The organism is Pseudooceanicola batsensis HTCC2597 (assembly GCF_000152725.1).
In the GTDB taxonomy this organism is placed as follows: domain Bacteria; phylum Pseudomonadota; class Alphaproteobacteria; order Rhodobacterales; family Rhodobacteraceae; genus Pseudooceanicola; species Pseudooceanicola batsensis.
Genome location: NZ_CH724131.1, coordinates 929,743 through 949,490 on the forward strand (window position 1 = coordinate 929,743; position 19,748 = coordinate 949,490).

Genomic DNA, 19,748 nt, shown 5'->3' on the forward strand with positions numbered 1-19,748 from the left:
TCCCCGCATCCCCGCCGCGCGCGCCCCGGGTCGCGCCCTGCGGGCGCGATGCCTCCGGCGGGGATATTTTCCGGACCAAAGAAGCAGGGCCGCGGCGCCCCCTTCTTTGGTCCGGCAAGTATCCCGGGGGGAGGCACGGAACGTGCCGGGGGGCAGAGCCCCCCCGACCGAGGCCGGTGTCGGCCGAACCGCCGGGAACAGCGCGCGCCGGAGCACGGCGTCGTCCGCCACCCGACGCGCGGGGCGCGGCCGGGCACGGCGGACGGGTATGGGGATTCAGCCGCGCGCGCGCCGCCGAAGGGCGCCGAGGCCCGCGACACCGCCCAGCAGGAGCAGGCCCGAGGCCGGCAGCGGAATTGCCGGGGCCGTCGAACTGATCGCGCCGACCGCGTCGATATCCGCGCCGGAGTAGACGCCCTCATGCGGTCCGAGGCCCGGATTGTCCGTCAGCCGCACGTAATAGTACTTTTCGAACGGAACGACACCGGCCTTGGCGTCGATGTCCAGGCTCGAGGGCTGTCCCGAGAAGTATCCGAAGTCGATCCAGCTGGACGCATCGACCGAGATCTCGACCCGGATGGATTCGGTGGCGGAGCCGATCTCGAAGATATGCAGGTCGGGCGTATCGTCTCCCGAGGTGGTCAGCGCATTGTCGGTGAACCGCAGCGTGATCGAGCCGCCGCCGCCCAGCGACACGTAATTGTCGCAATTCCCGCTCGTGAAGTTCGGCGCACCGAGCGCGAGAGACGCGGTCTGGCAATTCCCCGATGTGGCGAAACCGCTGCCGGGCGAATAGTCGTGAACCGCATCCGCGAAGGACACGTCCCCCTCAGGAAAGGTGATCCCGTCGTAGGTGACCGGAGCGGCCTCTGCCGACTGGACGCCGAGGAAAACGGCTGCCGCGCCGAGGATCGAAGTCATGTAATTCATCTTGGAACTCCTTTTGTGCAATGGGTTTTCACTATCGGAAAGAAGTGCGATTCTCAACCCCGCCGCCCGGCCTCTCCGCCATCCCGTCCCCCGTCGGAACCCGCACCGAAGAGCCCCGTGAGGGCCCGGCGCAGCAGGGTCGTGACCCGGGGCCGCCGCCCCTCGCCGAAGGGCATCGGCCGGCAGACCTCCATCGCCGCGACTCCCACCCGCGCGGTCAGGGCGCCGTTGACCACCCCCTCGCCGAAGCGGCGCGAGAGCCGTGCCAGGACGTTCCCGCCGAGGACCGAACCGATCATGTCGTCGCCGATAGCCACCGCTCCGGTGGCCACCAGATGCGTCATCACCGCCCGCGTCAGCCGGAGCGAGCCGAGCGTGCCCGACCGGCCGCCATAGACCTCGGCGACGCGCCGGATCATCCGCACGTTCGACGTCATCGCCGCCACCACGTCGGCGAAGGCCAGCGGGACCAGCGCGGTCACCGTCGCCACCTGCCGCGTCGCCGCCTCGACCTCGCGCAGGGCCATGGCGTCGAGCGGCGCCAGCAGTTCGGCCTCGGCCAGCTGCAGCAGCGCCGGCGCGTCGAACTGCTCGTCCCGGCGGTCCGCGAACCGCTCGTGGTGCCAGCGCAGCTCGTCCCGGCCGCGGTAGAGCGCATCCAGCCGTTCCGCCAGGCGGCGCGCCTTGGTCAGGTCCGCCTCGCTCAGCGCCGCCTCGGCCAGCCGGTGCAGCTCGTCCATCCGCGACAGGCGCGCGAAGGCCGCGAATTCCCTGACCACGATCGCCAGGCAGACCCCCGCGAAGGCCACGAGAAGCGCCGCCACCGCCCAGCCCGCCCAGGGCGTGGCCGCGATCAGACCCGTGACGAAGCTCCAGGCCGCCGCCGTGACCGCCACCCCCAGCACCGCCAGCAAGAGCGACCAGAACCACCGCGCCAGTCGCGACGGGCGCCGCGCGGCCAATGTCGCCGCCATCTGCATCGCCTGTCCCCGCGGGGCCGTGCCGGGCCGGTCGTCGCCCCCCGGGTAAACGGGCCCCGAGGCATCGGGTACGGGCGGCGCATCGGCCGGTCCCGGCCCCGGCTTGCCCTCCAGCTCGATGATGACCGGGCCCCGGCGCTTGTCTTCGCTCATCTCACGGCCTCCGCCTGCCAGACCAGCCGGATGTCCGGCAGCCTCTCGTCATTCTCCGCCCCGTCCGTCCGCCAGGCCTCGTCAAAGCCGAGCCGGTCGTAGAACTTCCGCGCGCCCACGTTGGCGACGAAGGTGTTCAGCTCCAGCCGCGCGCAGGCGGCCATGGCATCCTCGATCAGCCGCCGCCCGACGCCCGAGCCGCGCGCGCCCCGCGCCACGTAGAGGGCGTGGACGAACTCCTCTTCGCGCGCCAGGAACCCCCGGATCGCGCCGTTGTCGGCCACCCGCACCCAGCCCAGGTCGATCAGGTGCCCGACATGGGCGATGTCCTCGGCCGCGCTGTGCAGCAGCGGCATCCACCGATGTTCGCGCACCGCCTGCGTCAGGATCGCCCCGACCGAGCCCGCATCGAGCGGCCGCGCATCCCGGATCACCAGCGGGCTCACAGCCGATCTCCGACCAGGAACTGCGCGGCGCGGTCCAGCCGGATATGCGGCGGCCCCTCGCCCGGTTTCAGGCGCAGCACCGCGGGCGCGAAGCTCATCAGGTCATACTCTCCGTCGAGCCAGCTTTCCTGCCCCGCCCGCGCGGGATTGAGCAGCCGCGCCGGATCCTCCGGCAGCTCGCCGGGGTACATCGCCGCCATCCGGCCCCGCCCGCCGTCCGGGTCCAGCAGGGTGCCGCGCACGCAGTCGAGCGGCCGCCCCTCATGCGTCAGCCTCTCCTCGACGGTGGCGCGCAGGGCGGCGAGGGACATGGCCTGGGTCTGCGCGCCGGCGAACCGCGCCCGGTCCACCGCATCGCGCACCAGCGCCTCCATGATCGCGCTCAGCGCGCCGTGCTGGGAATGGTGCAGGTGATCGGCCTTGGTGGCGGCGAAGAGGATCTTCTCGACCCGCTTGCCGATCAGCAGCCGCGACAGGAACGAGTTCCGGCCGGGCCGGAAGGCCGACAGGATGTCGGACATGGTCTGACGCAGATCCTCGACCGCCGGCGGCCCCTTGTGGATCGCGCCGAGCGCGTCGACCAGAACCACCTGCCGGTCGATCCGCGCGAAATGGTCCCGGAAGAAGGGCTTGGCGACCTGCGACTTGTAGGCTTCGTAGCGCCGCTCCATCTCGCGCCAGAGGCCCCTGCGCGCCGGCCGCTCCTCGGGCGGCAGCGGCGCGAAGGTCAGGGCGGGCGAGCCCGCCATCTCGCCCGGCAGAAGGAACCGCCCCGGGGTGAGATCGGAGTAGCCCGCCAGGCGCGCGGCCTCGAGATAGGCGGTGTAGGACCGCGCCAGCGCCTGCGCCTCCGGCTCGTCCCAACCCTCCCGGTCCGAGGCCGCCTGCGCCGCGCGCAGGAACGCCTCGGCCTGGGGACGCGAGGCCAGCCGGGCCAGCATCTCGGCGGACCATTCGGCATAGCTGCGGTCCAGAAGACCCAGGTCGAGCAGCCATTCCCCGGGATAGTCGACGATGTCGAGATGGATCACCCGCGGCCCCTGCAACCCGCCCAGAAGACCGCCCGACCGAACCTTGAGCGACAGGCGCAGTTCGCTAACCGCGCGGGTGCTCTCGGGCCAGTGCGGGGCGGCGGCGGTCAAGGCGGCGAGATGCGTCTCGTAATCGAAGCGCGGCACGATGTCGTCGGGCTGCGGCTGAAGATAGGCGGTGACGATCCGCCCGTCCGCCTGCGCCACCAGCCCGGGCATGCGCGCCCGGTCCAGCAGGTTGGCCACCAGCGAGGTGATGAAGACGGTCTTGCCCGAACGCGCCAGCCCGGTCACGCCGAGCCGGATCACCGGTTCGAAGAAGGTCTCCGACACCGTGCCGCCGACCGCCTCGACCTGCCGCGCCACGCCATCGGCAATATCGTTTATCAGCACTGCCCCGGTTCCCGTCCTGCCATGGTTGCGAACATAGGCGCCCGCACCCGGCCCTGCCAGTGGTTTCCCCCGGGGGGCCGCCCTCTGGACCCGCCCCGCCCGCCGCGCTAAAGCGCCCTCATGCCCCGCTACGCGCTCCAGGTCGAATATCACGGCGCCCCTTTTGCCGGCTGGCAGAGGCAGGCCGACCAGCCCTCGGTCCAGGGCGCGATCGAGGCGGCGCTGGCCCGTCTGGAACCCGGCCCCCACACCATCGCCGCCGCCGGGCGCACCGATGCCGGGGTCCATGCCACGGCGCAGGTGGCGCAGTGCGATCTGGAAAAGGACTGGGACCCGTTCCGCCTGTCCGAGGCGCTGAACCACCACCTCAGGCCCGCCCCCGTGGCCATCCGCGCCTGTGCGCGGGTCGCCGAGGACTGGCACGCCCGCTTTTCGGCTCTCGAGCGGCGCTACATGTTCCGCCTGCTGATGCGCCGCGCCCCCGCGACCCATGACGCGGGGCTTGTCTGGCAGGTGCCGCACCGGCTGGATCCGGAGGCGATCCGGGCGGGCGCGGCGCATCTCGTCGGGCATCACGACTTCACCACCTTCCGCTCGGTGATCTGCCAGGCGAAGAGCCCGGTGAAGACGCTCGACGAGATCCGGATCGAGGAACACGACGGGTTTTCTGGGCCGGAGCTGCGGTTCCACCTCCGCGCCCGGTCCTTCCTGCACAACCAGGTGCGCTCCATCGTCGGCACGCTGGAACGGGTCGGCGCGGGACGCTGGCCGCCCTCCCGCGTGGCCGAGGCGCTGGAGGCCCGCGACCGCGCCGCCTGCGGGCCGGTCTGCCCGCCGCAGGGGCTGTACCTGGTGGGGGTGGGTTACCCGGACGATCCCTTTGCCTGAGATCGCCGTGGCGCGGGCGGCGAGGGCGGCAGGGGGACGCTGTCCCCCGTCGCGGCGGGGCCGCGACTCCCCCTGGGATATTTGCCGGACCAAAGAAGGGGGGCGCGGCGCGATCGCCATGCCGGTCCGGATGCGGCGGATGTCGGTGCCGGGGTTTGCAGGCGCCGCGCGACAGGCCATATAGGGGGCATGAGCGACTCTCTGTCCCTTCCTGCCGGCCCCATGGGGGCCTGGCCCGCGCTCGAGCCGGGCTGGGTCTGGCTGTGCGGTGCCGGCCCGGGCGATCCGGGCCTCCTGACGCTGCACGCGGTCAACGCGCTGCGCCAGGCGGACGTGGTGGTCTATGACGCGCTGGTGCAGGCCGAGATCCTCGACTGGGCCCCGCAGGCCGAGCATGTCTACGCCGGCAAGCGCGGCGGCAAGCCCTCGGCGAAGCAGCGCGACATCTCGCTGCGCCTCGTCGACCTGGCGCGGGCGGGCAAGCGGGTGCTGCGGCTCAAGGGCGGCGATCCCTTCGTCTTCGGGCGCGGCGGGGAAGAGGCGCAGACGCTGATCCAGCACGGGGTGCCCGTCCGCATCATCCCCGGCATCAGCGCGGGGATCGGCGGGCTGGCCTATGCCGGCATCCCCGTCACCCATCGGGACGTCAACCAGTCGGTCACCTTCGTCACCGGCCACGACCAGTCGGGCGCGACGCCGCAATCGCTGAACTGGCGCGCCATCGCCGAGGGGGCGCAGGTGCTCGTGATCTACATGGGCATGAAGCATGTCGACCAGATCGCCGCTGCGCTGCTCGAGGCCGGGCGCCCGGCCGACGAACCCGTCGCCGTGGTCTGTTCCGCCACCACGCCGGACCAGCGCGTGCTGGAGACCACGCTCGGGCGCATGGCGGCGGATATCGGCGCCGCGGAGATGGAGCCGCCCGCGATCCTGTGCATCGGCCGGTCGGTGCTGATGCGGCAGGTTCTGGACTGGCAGGCGCTGATGGCGGGCGCGGCGCCGCGCAACCTCGATCCGCTGAACCGCGGGCGGCCGGCGGAAGTGTCCTGATCCCGTGCCGGGGCTGATCCTCGCCGCGCCGCAGTCCGGCGCGGGCAAGACGACCCTGACGCTTGCCCTGCTGCGCCTGCTGGCCCGGCAGGGACACGATGTGCGCGGCGCGAAATCCGGCCCCGACTACATCGACCCCCGGTTTCACGAGGCCGCCTGCGGCCGCGACTGTCCCAACCTCGACGCCTGGGCGATGACGCCGGCGCGGATCCGGGCCCTGGCCGCCGGGCCCGGGACGCTGATCGTCGAGGGGGCCATGGGCCTCTTCGACGGCGCCCCGCCCGACGGACGCGGATCGGTGGCGGAGCTTGCCCGGATCCTGGGGCTGCCGGTCGTCCTGGTGGTCGACGCGGCGCGCATGGCGCAGTCGGTGGCCCCGCTGGTCGCGGGGTTCGCCGCCCATGACCCGGAGGTGCGCCTGGCCGGGGTGATCCTGAACCGGGTCGGCTCGGCCCGGCACGCCGCCATGCTGCGCCGCGCGCTCGGACCGCTGGGCCTGCCCGTGGTGGCGGCGCTTCCCCGGCAGGCGGGGCTGGCCCTGCCCTCGCGCCACCTCGGGCTGGTGCAGGCCGGAGAGCGCGCCGATCTCGACGCCTTTCTCGACCGGGCGGCCGAGGCCCTGGCGGCGGGGGTCCCGGGCGAGGAGCCGACCGACCTTTCCGCCCTGCTGGAGCTGGCCGCCCCGCTGCCCGCCCCCAAACACGCGCCCCGCATCGCGCCTCCGGGCCAGCGGATCGCCGTGGCGCGCGACCGGGCCTTCGCCTTCGCCTATCCGCATCTTCTGGCCGACTGGCGGGCGGCGGGGGCCGAGATCCTGCCCTTTTCTCCACTGGCCGACGAGCCGGTGCCGGATGCGGATTTCCTGTACCTGCCGGGGGGTTACCCCGAGCTGCACGCCGGCCGGATCGCCGCCGCCGGACGGTTTCTCACCACGCTGCGCACCCATGCCGCAACCCGGCCGGTGCATGGCGAATGCGGCGGATACATGGTGCTGGGCGAGACGCTGACGGATGCCGATGGCACGCGACACGCGATGGCCGGCCTGCTCGCCCTCGAGACGAGCTTTGCCGAGAGGCGCCTGCATCTCGGCTATCGCACGGTCCGCGCCGACGAAGGTCCGCTGGCGGGGAGATGGCGCGCGCACGAGTTTCACTATGCCACCACGCTCCGCGCCGAGGGCGAGCCCCTGTTCCAGGCCACCGACGCCGAAGGCGCCCGGCTGCCGCCGATGGGGTTGCGCCGCGGCCCGGTCTCGGGCTCTTTCGCACATATCATCGACCGGGCCTGATCGCCGCCGCACAGAGCGACCGTCTTGCGTCGCTCCGCACCGCGGGCTACGAGCCTCGCATGACGGTTTCCGAATATACGCCGGACGACGGCCGCGCCAAGCGCAACGTGGCGGTGCTGGTCATGGCGCAGGCGATCCTCGGCGCGCAGATGCCGATGATCTTCACCATCGGCGGGCTGGCCGGACAATCGCTGGCGCCGAACCCCTGTTTCGCCACCCTGCCCATTTCGCTGATCGTTCTGGGGTCGATGCTCTCGGCCACCCCCGTCTCGGCCCTGATGCAGCGCTACGGGCGCCGCGCGGGCTTTTTCCTTGGCGCGGGCGGCGGCACGCTCGGCGGCATCGTCGGCGCGCTCGGGCTCTACTACGCCTCCTTTCCGCTCTTCCTGCTGGGCTCGCTCTTCACCGGGCTCTACATGTCCGCGCATGGGTTCTACCGCTTCGCCGCCGCCGACACCGCCTCGGATGCGTTCCGCCCCAAGGCGATCTCCTATGTCATGGCGGGCGGGCTGCTCTCGGCGCTGATCGGGCCGCAGGTCGTCAAGGTCACCGCCGATGCGATGGTCGTCCCCTTCATGGGCACCTATTTCGCCGTCATTGCCGTCAACGTTCTCGGATCGCTGCTCTTTCTCTTTCTCGACATCCCCCGGCCGCCGCGCCCGGCCGAGGATGCGCCGCGCGGACGCAGCCGGCGCGACCTGCTCGCGACGCCGCGCATCGCCGTGGCGGTGATCTGCGCCATGGTCTCGTATGCGCTGATGAACCTCGTGATGACCTCGACGCCGCTGGCCGTGGTGGGCTGCGGCTTCGACAAGGCCAACGCGGCCGACGTGGTGTCCTCGCATGTGCTGGCGATGTACGTCCCGAGCTTCTTCACCGGGCATCTGATCGCCCGCTTCGGGGTCGAGAAGATCGTCGCGGCGGGCCTCGTCATCCTTGCCGCCGCCGGGGCCGTGGCGCTGCAGGGCGTGGAGCTCGGGAACTTCTTCCTCGCCCTCGTCCTGCTGGGCATCGGCTGGAACTTCGGCTTCATCGGCGCGACGACGATGCTGGCCGGCGCGCACGAGGCGCATGAGCGCGGCCGGATGCAGGGGCTGAACGACCTGATCGTCTTCGGCGGCGTCACCGTGGCCTCCTTTGCCTCCGGCGGCCTGATGAACTGCTCGGGCGGCACGGCGCAGGCGGGCTGGACGGCGGTGAACCTGGCGATGGCCCCCTTCCTGGTGCTGGCGGGCGGCGCGCTGATCTGGCTGGTGCTGCGGCCGAAGGGCCGGCCGGCCTGAGGCAGGGCCTGCCGCGACGTCCCACGGACATCCCCGGTGAGACGTCGTTCCCCGTGAGACGTCATCCTCGGGCTCGACCCGAGCGTCTTGTGACACGACGTCCCCCGGTCGAACCCGAGGACCACGGCGGTGCCGACTAACGGGAGTTCCTCGGATCGAGCCCGAGGATCACCCGGCGCCGAGGCCGGTCCCGGTCACCAGATCCGCCCCGTCGCAGCCGTCAGGGCCAGCCGCAGCCGCGCCCCGAACGGTCCCGGCTCCAGCGTATCCGCGCGGACCCGATCCGGCTCGGCCTTTGCGCGCCGCAGCACGCCCGGCGTCGAGGCCAGCGGAAAGAACGCGGGTCGCGCCGCCGAGGGGACCGAGGACCAGCCGGCGCGCAGCTCCGCCATCGCCTCCTGCCCCGCTTGCGCCAGCGCGGGCACATCCGCCCCGCCGATATCGAGCGGCCGCCGCCCCGCCGCCTCCAGCGCCGGCACCGCCATCAGCCAGTTCGCCACGCCGAGCGCCCGGCCGGCGGCCCCGGCCAGAGCGGCGCCGCCGCCCAGCCGCCGGGCCGCCACCCCGATCAGCCCGCCCGCCGTCGCTTCGAGATAGGTCAGCAACTCCGCCAGATCGGCAAATCCGCCCGGCTCGATATCCGCCTCGCGCGCCGCGACCAGCCGGTCCAGCGCCGGCACGTCCTCGGCCCGGATCGCCATGGCGAGCGGCGTCACCACCTCGTGCCGCCGCACCACCCCGCCCGAGGCGATTTCCTCGAGCGCGTCGCGCCACCACTGCAGCCGCATCTGCGCGATCATCGGCTCCTGTGTCACCCAGGGCGCACGCGACACCTCGATGTTGAAGGCATAGAGCGGAAAGAGCACCATCCGCGCCGGGACCGGCGCCGCCATCGCCGCCCGGAACCGCACCGGGTCGCCACGCTCGACCAGCGCGGCACAGGCGCCGATGTCATACCCTTCAGACATCGTTCAGGAACGCTTTCACCGCCGCCACCGTCCCCGGTGCATCGACGATATCCAGATGCCCCGCGTCCGGCACGACGAGGTACTCGCCCCGGTCCGTCTCCTTGGTGAATTCCGGCTCGTAGAGCTCGGCCACGAAGGCCTCGTCCTCCGCCCCCGCCACCAGCAGGAACCCGGGCAGGGCCGACACGTCGGACCGCCAGTCCCGGCGCGGCGCATAGCCCTTGTTCAGCCGCCAGGAATAGGCCGTGGTGGCCCGGTGACCCTCCGGCCCCTGCACCACCGCCTCGGGCATGGCGAACTCGATGGCGACCAGATGGTCCAGGGCCGTGATCCCGACCGTGTTCAGCATCGTCAGCCCCACGATCCGCCGGGTCAGCGGCCGCGCCCAGCCCCCGGAATTCTCGCGCTGCATCGGCGCATCGTACTGCACGAAGGGCGCCAGCAGCACCGCCCCGTCCAGCAGACCGCGATGAGCGCCGTTCGCGAACCGGATCACCAGCCCTCCGCCCGAGGAATGACCAAGCAGTACAACCCGTCGGGTCTCATCACGTCTGTAGAAGGCGATCAGATCGGCCAGATCGTCCTCCATCTGCCCGACATGATCGACGTCGCCCCGCCGTTCCGGCTCGGCCCCGTGACCGCGCAGGTCCGGCGCCACAACCTCGGCCACGTCGCTCAACGCCCGGGCAAGCGCATCGAACTGCCCGCCGTCCCAGCCGGACCCATGGGCCATCACCACCAGCGGCGCCCCCTCCGGACCGGCCAGATGCCGCACCAGCGCGGTGCTTCCGTCGCGCATCTCCACCCTCTCGACCGGCAGCGGCTCGACCGACCGGCCCAGCTGGCTTCCGAAGTCCAGACCGCCCGGTCCGGTCGCCGCCGCGCCCCCGGGCCTGTCGCTCACGATCAGCCCGAGTGCGATCCCCCCGGTGACCACCGCCGAGATCGCGAGAAATCCGAGAACCCTGCCGATCATTCCGCCACCTGCGACAGGCCGGTTTCGCGCAGCAGCTTCCAGTTGATCGCGTCCAGCAGCGCCTCGAACGAGGCATCGACGATGTTGGGCGAGACGCCCACGGTCGACCAGCGCCGCCCGGCCCCGTCCTCGCTGTCGATGATGACCCGCGTCACCGCCTCGGTGCCGCCTTGCGTGATCCGCACCTTGAAGTCCACCAGCCGCATGTCCGAAATCGCCTCCTGGTACTGACCCAGGTCCTTCGCCAGCGCGGTCGCCAGCGCGTTCACCGGCCCCCGGTCCGTCCCGTCCTCGTCCATCGACTCGCTGACCGAGAGGCGCTTTTCGCCGTCGACCTTCACCACGACCACCGCCTCGGACAGGCTCACCATCCGGTTGTACTTGTTCTTCCGCCGCTCAACCGTCACCCGGTAGCGCTTGACCTCGAAGAACTCCGGCAACTGCCCCAGCACATCCCGCGCCAGCACCTCGAACGACCCCTGGGCACTGTCGTAGGTATAGCCCTTGTCCTCCCGCGCCTTCACCTCCTCGAGGATCCGCCCCAGCGCCGGATCCCCCGGGGCCACGTCGATTCCCGCCTCGGCCAGCCGCCGCCGCAGGTTCGACTGCCCCGCCTGGTTCGACATCGGGATGACCCGCGCATTGCCGACCACGGCCGGATCGACATGTTCGTAGGTCGACGGATCCTTGAGGATCGCCGAGGCATGCAGCCCCGCCTTGTGGGCGAAGGCCGAGGCCCCGACATAGGGCGCCTGCTTTACCGGCACCCGGTTGAGGATGTCGTCCAGCTGGCGCGACACCGGCGTCAGCTCCGCCAGCGCCTCGTGGCGCACCCCGGTCTCGTAGAGGCTGCGATACGGCTCCTTGAGCAGCAGCGTCGGGATCAGCGTGATCAGGTTGGCATTGCCGCAGCGCTCTCCCAGACCGTTCAGCGTCCCCTGGATCTGCCGCGCCCCCGCATCCACCGCCGCGAGGCTTCCCGCCACCGCGTTGGCCGTGTCGTTATGGGTATGGATACCCAGCCGGTCCCCCGGGATCCCGGCGGCGATCACCTCGCCCACGATGCGCCCGATCTCGACCGGCAGTGTGCCCCCGTTGGTATCGCAGAGCACGATCCACCGCGCCCCCGCCTCCAGCGCCGCCCGCAGGCACTCCAGCGCATAGTCCGGATCGGCCTTGTAGCCGTCGAAGAAATGTTCCGCATCAAACAGCGCCTCGCGCCCCAGGCCCACCAGATGCGCGACCGAGGCGCGGATGTTGCCGACATTCTCCTCCAGCGTGATTCCGAGCGCAGTCGTCACGTGGAAATCATGTGTCTTGCCGACGAGGCAGACACTCCCCGTTCCCGCGTTGACCACCGCCGCCAGCACGTCGTCGTTCTCCGCCGACCGCCCCGCCCGCTTGGTCATCCCGAAGGCCGCCATCCGCGCCCGCGTGGCCGGCGCCTCGGCAAAGAAGGCGCTGTCGGTCGGGTTCGCGCCCGGCCAGCCGCCCTCGATGTAATCGACCCCGAGCCGGTCGAGCATCGCACAGATCTGGTGCTTCTCATGCGCCGAGAACTGCACCCCCTGCGTCTGCTGCCCGTCCCGCAGGGTCGTGTCGTAGAGATAGAGACGCTCCGCCATCACCCGGCCTTCCCAGCTTCATCTTGCCCGAAATACTCCGGGGAGTTTGAGGGGCAGCGCCCCTCATTGCGCGCGCCAGGATCAGCACCCGCCCGGAATCGAGGCACGAAGTGCCGCCGGGCAGCGCCCGACCGCCCCCCGGGCGGGCGCTTGGTCACCGTTTGCGCGGGGATCGAACACGCGCTGCCACGAGGCGATAAACCGAAAACCTCCCCCGGACGAGCGCCCCCCCGCGGTCGGGCGCCGCCCTCCGCCGGAGCAAACCTCAGGGCGGGGTTCACCCCGCCATCCCCGCGAGAGAACATCACACCAAACCCTCCAGCTTGGTAGGATCGAAGTTCGGACTTGGCGTCAGTTCGACGCCCTCCTTGGACATTCGAACTTCAACACCGGCCGCGACCAGATATGCTTTCATCTCGTCGACCGAAGAAAAGTCTTTGGTCTTCATGGCTTGAATGCGCGCTCTCAAGAGCGCTGCCGATATTTCGGAAAGTCTGCTTTCGACATTGGGATCAAGGTCGCCCGACCAACTCACATGTGACACGAAGCCATCGATCTCCTTGCTCACAGACCCCGGAACCCACCAATCCCCGGAAGCTTCCAGGCCGATGAATTCCATCGCAGCCTTCAACTGGCCAGCCGCGTCATGTTGGGCCAAATTCCGAAGCTCGTGCAAAACGCCCGGCGTGTTCAGGTCGTTCGCCAGATATGGCACGACACTCGTCAGGCCGTAGGGGTCGCTCTCGACCCCAGATGTCAGGCGGAACCAGGCTTTGAGCGTTTCTTTGGCTTGTTGTGACTTCTCTTCAGTCCAATCCATGTTGTTCCGGTAATGCGTCCCGAGAAAGACGAACCGGATCACCTCGCCGGGCACGCCCTGGTCGAGCAGATCCCGGACGGTGAAGAAATTGCCGAGCGATTTCGACATCTTCTTCCCCTCGACCTGCAGCATCTCGTTGTGCAGCCAGACATTCGCGAAACCGCCTTCCGGGCGGGCACAGCACGATTGCGCGATCTCGTTCTCGTGGTGCGGGAACTGCAGGTCGATGCCGCCGCCGTGAATGTCGAAGGACGGCCCCAGCAGCTCGTCCGCCATGGCCGAGCACTCGATGTGCCACCCCGGCCGACCCCGTCCCCAGGGACTGTCCCAGCCCGGCAGGTCCCCCGGCGACGGCTTCCACAGCACGAAATCCATCGGGTTGCGCTTGTAGGGCGCCACCTCGACCCGGGCGCCGGCGATCATGTCCTCGACCGACCGCCCCGACAACGCGCCATAATCGGCATAGGAGTCGACCGAGAAGAGCACATGCCCCTCGGCCGCGTAGGCATGGCCCGAGGCGATCAGCCCCTCGATCATCGCGACCATCTGGGGGATGTGGTCGGTCGCCCGCGGCTCATGCGTCGGGCGCAGGGTGCCGAGCGCCTCCATGTCCTGGTGATACCAGCCGATGGTCTCGTCGGTGATCTCGCGGATGGCGCGCCCGTCCCGCTCCGCCCGGGCGTTGATCTTGTCGTCCACATCGGTGAAGTTCCGGACATAGGTCACCGCCTCGGCCCCGTAGACATGCCGCAGCAGCCGGTAGAGCACGTCGAACACCACCACGGGCCGCGCGTTGCCCAGATGCGCCCGGTCATAGACCGTTGGGCCGCAGACATACATCCGCACGTTCTCCGGATCGATCGGCGCAAAGACCTCCTTGCGGCGGGTCTTTGAGTTCGTCAGTCGGATCTCGACCATGTGGGTCCCTCGCGGTTGGTCCGCGGGCGGCTTAGCAAGATCGTCAGGTTTTGGAAACGAAGAAGCGGCCCGCGTGATATCTCAGCAGGCGACAATGCAGCAGATGATGATGCGGCACGTCTTCATGCCTCCCGCATAGCGTGGAACGGACGGTCTGCCAAGGGGGGCCGGCGCCAATGACCCTCGCCACGCGCACCGTCGCCCTTGCACGCCGTCAGCCCCACGCGCCCGCGCACCGTCGCCCTCCCGCGCACCCGTCATCCTCGGGCTCGACCCGAGGATCGCCCGTCACCTCGCGCCGAGGCCTTCCAGCTGCCCGCACGTGCAGCCCTCTGCCAACAGAAGCGGCCCGGCGCCACGCCTCGGATCAGGTCCGAGAATGACCTCTCCCCCACGTGCACCGTCACCCTCCCGCGCACCCGTCATCCTCGGGCTCGCCCCGAGGATCTCCCGCCCTCCCGCGCCCAGGCCCACGCAACGCCCCATTGCCAACGCCGCCCGCGACGCCCAGACTGCCCGCATGAGCCGCGCGATTGTCCGTTCCGTCTGCGAAACCCTGCCCGGGGCCGAGGTCTCGGACCCCTGGGGCGGCGGGCACGACGCCTGGAAGGTCGGCGGCAAGATGTTCGCCTGCATCGGTGCGATGGACCGGGGCGTCGCGGTCAAGACCGCGGATATCGATTTTGCCCGGATGATGATCGAAGCGGGCGATGCGGAACGCGCGCCCTATTTCCACCGCAGCTGGGTCCTCCTGCCCTGGGGCAGCGACGAGTGCCTGATCCGCGACCGCATCGTCATCTCCTACGATATCGTCCGTGCCGGGCTGACGAAGAAGGCGCAGGCCGCCCTCCCGCCGCGCCCGGAATAGGCCCGCGTCCAGACCGTTCGTTCCGGAACGGGAGGCCGCTCGGGCCGCGTGCCCGCCCGGGCCGAACCGACCGCACCGGCATCCGCCAGTGCCCTGACGGCCGCCGCCCTCGCGGAACCGCTTGCCTTAAAACCTTGATCCTGCCCCCCACGCGGATCCGAAGCCGCCTCGGCGGCAACCAGAGGACGCCCTGCCTGCCCGACCTCCGGCACGGCGGACCTCATCTCCACGGGCGAGGCGGGCGCGAGGCAGCACGGCCCTTCTGCTCTCCGGGGCCCGCGGCGTCCGAAAAATCGACCGCCCCCCGACATCGCCCCAGCCCGGCACGCACCGGCACGAGGGCGGCCGTCACGGGGGGCCGGCCACCTGCCCGCCCCCTGCGCCCCCCGCCGGAAACGCACCGGCCGGGTCGCTTTGTGGTTGCCAACCACGTTCGCCCGGCCAATCCTGCCCGCAGAGGATGAAAGGAGCGCCCCATGCACGACCCAGGCCCCGAGTTCCGCCGGCTGCACCGTCCCGGCGATCCCTTCGTCCTGGCGAATGTCTGGGACATCGGCAGCGCCCGGATGCTCGCCGCCCTGGGGGCCGAGGCGCTGGCGACCTCCTCTTCCGCCTTCGCCTTCACCCGCGGCGTGCCGGACGGCGGTCTCGGCCGGGACGAGGCCCTGGCCCATGCCCAGGACATCGTCGCGGCCACGCCACTGCCCGTCTCGGGCGATTTCGAGGACGGCTACGGCGAAGCCCCGGAAACCGTGGCCGAAACCGTGCGCCTTGCCGCCGAGATCGGCCTCGCCGGCATCTCGATCGAAGACAATCCCGCCCCGCCCGGCGCCTGCTATGACCGGGAACTGGCGGTCGAACGGATCCGCGCCGCCGCCGCCGCGGCCCGGGCCCTGCCCCGCGATTTCGTGCTGGTGGCCCGCGCCGACGGCATCCTGAACGGCCATTACGGCATCGACGAGGCCATGACCCGCCTCGCCGCCTTCGACCAGGCCGGGGCCGACTGCCTCTATGCGCCGATTCCGCCCACCTTCGACGACCTCGCCCGCATCTGCGCCCGGACGAGCAAGCCGGTCAACGCCCTCGCCTCGGGGTTCTTCGCCAGCTACACGCGCGAGGATTTCGCCCGCGCCGGCGTGGCCCGCATCTCGCTCGGCGGGGCGCTGGCGCGCGCGGCGCAGCGCCGGATCATGGATGCCTTTACCGAGATCATCGACGACGGCAGCTTTGCCATGCTGAAAAAGACGGTATCCGGCGACAGGGTCGACAGCATGTTGCGGCGCTACATGAGGTGAGCCCCCGGCCGGGGCTGCGGGACGCGGCGCCCGGTCGCTCAATCGGTCCGAGACCCGAGACGCCCCCCTCTGCGAAAGAAAAGACCCGGCGCAGAACCTGCACCGGGCCGAGCGGTCGGACTGTCCGGCAGGGTCAGCTGCGGCGCGCCCGCAGCCGCGAGACGCCGAGGCCGCCCAGGGCGGACAGCATCAGGACGGCACCCGCGGGAAGAGGCACCTGCCCCGAGACGCCTCCATCCTCGAACCCGGGATCGCCCAGGTTGACGCGGAGATAGACCGCTCTCGGGTCGCTGATCGGCTTCATTGGCCCGGAAAAGTCCGAAACAAGGTACAAGAGCCCGTCAGATGCACTCGTCATTTCCCAGACAATCAGGCTGAGGGACCGGCCGATGATCGCATAGGATTGTCCTGCGGTCACGTCGACATCAGAGAAGGCAAAATTGTATGTCTGGTCCTCCGTCACGTTACGGGTCGCCGTTCCCAGCTGGCTGCCGAATTCGCTTCCGGTCCATTCATAGAATGTCAGCTCCAGGTCTGCCGCGCCTGGGCTAGACCAGAAATAGGCATCGATACTGCTGACCTTGCCGGTATTCTGCGCCGAAAAGACGATCCCGGCCTGATAGTCCAAATGACCGATGGTCAGACCCGCGAGCCTGCCGGTCGGCTCGTCCGTTCCGTAGCTGTCGAAAGCGGTGGTGGCAGCGACGGCCGGACCGCCCAGGGCAAGGCCGGCAAACACGCCCACGGCGCGCAGAAAATTTTTCATTTGAGGAACCCCAAGATGCAAGAGCGGTCCGGGCCTCCGACCAGAGGGCTTTTTGGAACGTTGGCAGAGCAGCCGGACGATCATAATAACTGATCCTCAGCTAAAGGCCCGGCTCGAGACCTGTCAACGGCCCCGCCGCCCGAAAGCCGCGGACAGACTGTTCATGAGCCCCTTAAATTCAACCAGTTAATCCGGTCGGGCGATGCCGGCCTCAGGCCAGCATCGTCATCGGCGCTTCCAGACCCTCGACGATGGCCTGCAACAGCTCCGCACCGAGCGCCCCGTCGATCACCCGGTGATCCACCGACAGCGTGACGGACATGACCGTCGCCACCTCGACCGCGCCCTCGGCATTGACCACCGGCTTCTTCACCCCGGCCCCAACGGCGAGGATCGCGCCATGCGGCGGATTGATCACGGCGTCGAAATTGTCGATGCCGAACATCCCGAGGTTCGAGACCGCGAAAGACCCGCCCTGGTATTCGTGCGGCGCGAGCTTGCGATCGCGCGCCCGCGCGGCGAGGTCCTTCATCTCGGTCGAAAGGGTGGACAGCGACTTGGCATCGGCGTCCCTGAGCACCGGCGTGAAGAGCCCGCCCTCGATCGCCACGGCCACCGCCACGTCCGAGGGTTTCAGCTGAAGCACCCGGTCGCCGGCCCAGACCGCATTGGCGGCAGGCACCTGCTGCAGCGCCAGCGCGCAGGCCTTGATGATGAAGTCATTCACCGACAGCTTCACGCCCCGTTTTTCCAGCTGCTTGTTGATCTGCGAGCGGAAGGCCAGCAGGTCGTCGATCCGGATGTCCCGGCGCAGGTAGAAATGCGGGATCGTCTGCTTGGCCTCGGTCAGCCGCGCGGCGATGGTCCTGCGCATCCCGTCGAGCTTGATCTCCTCGAACTCGCGGTCGGCATACATCTTGAGCACCGCATCCGTGGACGGCCCCGCCGGCATGACCGCCGCATCCGCGGCCCTGGCGCCACCTGCCCCGGCCTCCGCGCCGGGGTCTCCCGCCGCCGCCTTGGTCGCGCCGGCCTGGGCGCTCTCCACATCCGCCTTGACGATCCGCCCGCGCGGGCCCGACCCCTTGATCTGTGCCAGGTCCAGCCCCTTCTGCGCCGCGATCCGCCGCGCGAGGGGAGAGGCGAAGATGCGTTTGCCATCGGCATCCTTCGGCGCCGCAGGCGCGACGACCTCCGTCGTCTCTTCACCGCCTCCCGTGCCGGAGCCTCCGCCAGCCTTGCCCTGGCTCACCTGCACCTCGCCCGCGTAACCGCCGGCGGGCTTCTCCCCTTCCTTGGGACTGGCGGGCTCGGTCCCGGTGTCCTCGTCCACGGGCTTGGGCTCCTTCGAGACCTCGCCGATATCCTCGGCGCTCTCGCCTTCTTCCAGCAGGACCGCGATCGGCGAATTGACCTTCACGCCCTCGGTCCCGGCCTCGACCAGGATCTTGCCGATCGTGCCTTCGTCGACCGCCTCGAACTCCATCGTCGCCTTGTCGGTCTCGATCTCGGCCAGCAGGTCGCCCGAGGAGACGGTGTCCCCCTCCTGGACCAGCCACTTGGCCAGCGTTCCCTCCTCCATGGTCGGAGACAGGGCGGGCATCAGGATTTCCGTTGGCATCGCGTCCTCTCCTTACCTGTAGGTGACTTTGCGCACGGCCTCGAGAACCTCGTCGGTCGTGGTCAGGGCCAGCTTTTCAAGGTTAGCCGCATAGGGCATCGGCACGTCCTTGCCCGTGCAGTTGATCACCGGCGCATCCAGATAATCGAAGGCGCGCTCCATGATCACCGCCGACAGGTGGTTGCTGAGCGAGGCGACCGGAAAGCCCTCTTCCACCGTCACGCAGCGGTTGGTCTTCATGACCGAGGCCAGCACCGTGTCGTAATCGATCGGGCGCAGGGTCCGCAGGTCGATCACCTCGGCCTCGACCCCGTCCTCGGCCAGCCTGTCCGCCGCCTCCAGCGCATAGGTCATGCCGATGCCCCAGCTCACGATGGTCACGTCCGATCCCTCGCGCCAGATCCTGGCCTTGCCGAAGGGAATGGTGAAATCCTCCAGCACCGGCACGTCGAAGGACCGTCCGTAGAGGATCTCGTTTTCGAGGAAGACCACCGGGTTGGGGTCGCGGATCGCGGTCTTGAGCAGGCCCTTGGCATCCGAGGCCGAATAGGGCTGCACGACCTTGAGGCCGGGGATATGCGCGTACCATGCCGCGTAATCCTGGCTGTGCTGCGCCGCCACCCGCGCCGCCGCGCCGTTGGGGCCGCGGAACACCATCGGCGCCCCCATCTGCCCGCCCGACATGTAGAGCGTCTTGGCGGCCGAGTTGATGATCTGGTCGATCGCCTGCATGGCGAAGTTGAAGGTCATGAACTCCACGATCGGGCGCAGCCCTCCGAAGGCGGCGCCCACGCCGATGCCCGCGAAGCCGTGCTCGGTGATCGGGGTGTCGATCACCCGCTTGGCGCCGAACTCGTCCAGCAGCCCCTGAGTCACCTTGTAGGCGCCCTGGTACTCGGCCACCTCCTCGCCCATGACGAAGACGTTGGGGTCGGCGCGCATCTCTTCGGCCATCGCGTCCCGCAACGCCTCGCGCACGGTCTGCTGGCGCATCTCGGTCCCCTCGGGCCAGTCGGGCGACGCCTTCGACGTCACCTGTCCCGGGTCCGCCCCGGGACCGCCCTCGGCCTCGGCCTTTGCCTGGCCCGCGTCCGCCCCGCTATCCCCCGCCGTCTTCGCCTCGGCCGGAGCTTTCTCACCCCCGCCAGAGGGCCCCGGCTCGTCGGCCGGGGCGCGCGCCGCGCTGTCGATATCGTCGGCGCTCTCGCCCTCGTCCAGCATCACGGCGATCGGCGTGTTCACCTTCACGCCCTCGGTCCCGGCCTCGACGAGGATCCTGCCGACCGTCCCCTCCTCGACCGCCTCGAATTCCATCGTCGCCTTGTCGGTCTCGATCTCGGCCAGGATATCGCCCGAGGCGACGCTGTCCCCTTCCTTCACCAGCCATTTCGCCAGCGTGCCTTCCTCCATCGTCGGGCTGAGCGCGGGCATCAGTACTTCGGTCGGCAT

Annotated in this window: 17 protein-coding genes; 6 read left to right on the plus strand and 11 right to left on the minus strand. The window is 70.0% G+C overall.

Going from position 1 to position 19,748, the window contains the following annotated elements; genetic code table 11:
• Window positions 1–276: 276 nt before the first annotated feature.
• The 4 genes from OB2597_RS08445 to OB2597_RS08460 are packed head-to-tail and all read right to left on the minus strand — an operon-like array spanning window position 277 to window position 3,933.
• Window positions 277–930: a VPLPA-CTERM sorting domain-containing protein gene (locus OB2597_RS08445; protein WP_009805124.1), complete on the minus strand. Its 654-nt coding sequence runs from the start codon at window positions 928–930 to the stop codon at window positions 277–279.
• A 53-nt stretch (window positions 931–983) separates the two neighbouring features.
• Window positions 984–2,063 carry a YcjF family protein gene (locus OB2597_RS08450; protein WP_009805125.1) on the minus strand — a complete coding sequence of 360 codons (1,080 nt, stop codon included), beginning with the start codon at window positions 2,061–2,063 and terminating at the stop codon, window positions 984–986.
• Window positions 2,060–2,509, minus strand: coding sequence for a GNAT family N-acetyltransferase (locus tag OB2597_RS08455; protein ID WP_009805126.1), 450 nt, complete (start codon window positions 2,507–2,509; stop codon window positions 2,060–2,062). Before OB2597_RS08455 ends, OB2597_RS08450 begins: the two co-directional genes overlap by 4 nt.
• Window positions 2,506–3,933, minus strand: a complete 1,428-nt coding sequence (locus OB2597_RS08460; protein WP_009805127.1) for a YcjX family GTP-binding protein — start codon at window positions 3,931–3,933, stop codon at window positions 2,506–2,508. Before OB2597_RS08460 ends, OB2597_RS08455 begins: the two co-directional genes overlap by 4 nt.
• Before the next feature lie 120 nt (window positions 3,934–4,053).
• Here OB2597_RS08460 and truA point away from each other — a divergent pair, with 120 nt between their 5' ends.
• The 4 genes from truA (at window position 4,054) to OB2597_RS08480 (ending at window position 8,442) form a co-directional block, all read left to right on the plus strand.
• Entirely contained in the window at window positions 4,054–4,821 is a 768-nt protein-coding gene (truA, locus tag OB2597_RS08465; RefSeq protein WP_009805128.1) for a tRNA pseudouridine(38-40) synthase TruA, read from the plus strand.
• Between the two features lie 189 nt (window positions 4,822–5,010).
• Entirely contained in the window at window positions 5,011–5,871 is an 861-nt protein-coding gene (gene cobA, locus OB2597_RS08470) for a uroporphyrinogen-III C-methyltransferase (RefSeq protein ID WP_040609218.1), read from the plus strand.
• A gap of 4 nt (window positions 5,872–5,875) precedes the next feature.
• Window positions 5,876–7,159: a cobyrinate a,c-diamide synthase gene (locus tag OB2597_RS08475; protein WP_009805130.1), complete on the plus strand. Its 1,284-nt coding sequence runs from the start codon at window positions 5,876–5,878 to the stop codon at window positions 7,157–7,159.
• A gap of 59 nt (window positions 7,160–7,218) precedes the next feature.
• Window positions 7,219–8,442 (plus strand): MFS transporter, encoded by a 1,224-nt coding sequence (locus OB2597_RS08480; protein WP_009805131.1) that lies wholly within the window; start codon window positions 7,219–7,221, stop codon window positions 8,440–8,442.
• 194 nt (window positions 8,443–8,636) lie between these two features.
• Here OB2597_RS08480 and OB2597_RS08485 read toward each other — a convergent pair whose 3' ends face one another.
• The 4 genes from OB2597_RS08485 to cysS all read right to left on the minus strand — a co-directional run bounded on the left by OB2597_RS08485 (window position 8,637) and on the right by cysS (window position 13,749).
• A complete protein-coding gene (locus OB2597_RS08485; protein WP_009805132.1) occupies window positions 8,637–9,410 on the minus strand; it encodes a squalene/phytoene synthase family protein in 774 nt (257 codons plus the stop codon).
• Window positions 9,403–10,386, minus strand: coding sequence for an alpha/beta hydrolase (locus OB2597_RS08490; RefSeq protein WP_009805133.1), 984 nt, complete (start codon window positions 10,384–10,386; stop codon window positions 9,403–9,405). The genes OB2597_RS08485 and OB2597_RS08490 overlap by 8 nt, the downstream gene beginning before the upstream one ends.
• Window positions 10,383–12,011: a citramalate synthase gene (gene cimA, locus OB2597_RS08495; RefSeq protein WP_009805134.1), complete on the minus strand. Its 1,629-nt coding sequence runs from the start codon at window positions 12,009–12,011 to the stop codon at window positions 10,383–10,385. Before cimA ends, OB2597_RS08490 begins: the two co-directional genes overlap by 4 nt.
• 304 nt (window positions 12,012–12,315) lie before the next feature.
• Window positions 12,316–13,749, minus strand: coding sequence for a cysteine--tRNA ligase (gene cysS, locus OB2597_RS08500; protein WP_009805135.1), 1,434 nt, complete (start codon window positions 13,747–13,749; stop codon window positions 12,316–12,318).
• Window positions 13,750–14,269: 520 nt separating this feature from the next.
• Here cysS and OB2597_RS08510 point away from each other — a divergent pair.
• The gene (locus tag OB2597_RS08510) at window positions 14,270–14,617 is read left to right on the plus strand and encodes an MmcQ/YjbR family DNA-binding protein (RefSeq protein ID WP_009805137.1); all 348 of its coding nucleotides are present in this window, start codon (window positions 14,270–14,272) and stop codon (window positions 14,615–14,617) included.
• Window positions 14,618–15,093: 476 nt separating this feature from the next.
• Window positions 15,094–15,912, plus strand: coding sequence for an isocitrate lyase/PEP mutase family protein (locus OB2597_RS08515; protein ID WP_009805138.1), 819 nt, complete (start codon window positions 15,094–15,096; stop codon window positions 15,910–15,912).
• A 133-nt stretch (window positions 15,913–16,045) separates the two neighbouring features.
• Here OB2597_RS08515 and OB2597_RS08520 read toward each other — a convergent pair whose 3' ends face one another.
• The 3 genes from OB2597_RS08520 to OB2597_RS08530 form a co-directional block, all read right to left on the minus strand.
• Complete coding sequence (locus tag OB2597_RS08520) at window positions 16,046–16,762, minus strand: VPLPA-CTERM sorting domain-containing protein (protein WP_148234700.1); 717 nt, start codon at window positions 16,760–16,762, stop codon at window positions 16,046–16,048.
• Window positions 16,763–16,889: 127 nt separating this feature from the next.
• A complete protein-coding gene (locus OB2597_RS08525; RefSeq protein WP_009805140.1) occupies window positions 16,890–18,299 on the minus strand; it encodes a pyruvate dehydrogenase complex dihydrolipoamide acetyltransferase in 1,410 nt (469 codons plus the stop codon).
• A 12-nt stretch (window positions 18,300–18,311) separates the two neighbouring features.
• Complete coding sequence (locus OB2597_RS08530; RefSeq protein WP_009805141.1) at window positions 18,312–19,748, minus strand: pyruvate dehydrogenase complex E1 component subunit beta; 1,437 nt, start codon at window positions 19,746–19,748, stop codon at window positions 18,312–18,314.

What these genes read in the sequence shown, in the direction of transcription:
- OB2597_RS08445 (WP_009805124.1), bottom strand. Translation starts at nt 930, where the DNA reads ATGAATTACATGACTTCGATCCTCGGCGCGGCAGCCGTTTTCCTCGGC.
- OB2597_RS08450 (WP_009805125.1), bottom strand. Translation starts at nt 2,063, where the DNA reads ATGAGCGAAGACAAGCGCCGGGGCCCGGTCATCATCGAGCTGGAGGGC.
- truA (WP_009805128.1), top strand. Translation starts at nt 4,054, where the DNA reads ATGCCCCGCTACGCGCTCCAGGTCGAATATCACGGCGCCCCTTTTGCC.
- cobA (WP_040609218.1), top strand. Translation starts at nt 5,011, where the DNA reads ATGAGCGACTCTCTGTCCCTTCCTGCCGGCCCCATGGGGGCCTGGCCC.
- OB2597_RS08480 (WP_009805131.1), top strand. Translation starts at nt 7,219, where the DNA reads ATGACGGTTTCCGAATATACGCCGGACGACGGCCGCGCCAAGCGCAAC.
- OB2597_RS08485 (WP_009805132.1), bottom strand. Translation starts at nt 9,410, where the DNA reads ATGTCTGAAGGGTATGACATCGGCGCCTGTGCCGCGCTGGTCGAGCGT.
- OB2597_RS08490 (WP_009805133.1), bottom strand. Translation starts at nt 10,386, where the DNA reads ATGATCGGCAGGGTTCTCGGATTTCTCGCGATCTCGGCGGTGGTCACC.
- cimA (WP_009805134.1), bottom strand. Translation starts at nt 12,011, where the DNA reads ATGGCGGAGCGTCTCTATCTCTACGACACGACCCTGCGGGACGGGCAG.
- cysS (WP_009805135.1), bottom strand. Translation starts at nt 13,749, where the DNA reads ATGGTCGAGATCCGACTGACGAACTCAAAGACCCGCCGCAAGGAGGTC.
- OB2597_RS08510 (WP_009805137.1), top strand. Translation starts at nt 14,270, where the DNA reads ATGAGCCGCGCGATTGTCCGTTCCGTCTGCGAAACCCTGCCCGGGGCC.
- OB2597_RS08515 (WP_009805138.1), top strand. Translation starts at nt 15,094, where the DNA reads ATGCACGACCCAGGCCCCGAGTTCCGCCGGCTGCACCGTCCCGGCGAT.
- OB2597_RS08520 (WP_148234700.1), bottom strand. Translation starts at nt 16,762, where the DNA reads ATGATCGTCCGGCTGCTCTGCCAACGTTCCAAAAAGCCCTCTGGTCGG.
- OB2597_RS08525 (WP_009805140.1), bottom strand. Translation starts at nt 18,299, where the DNA reads ATGCCAACGGAAATCCTGATGCCCGCCCTGTCTCCGACCATGGAGGAG.
- OB2597_RS08530 (WP_009805141.1), bottom strand. Translation starts at nt 19,748, where the DNA reads ATGCCGACCGAAGTACTGATGCCCGCGCTCAGCCCGACGATGGAGGAA.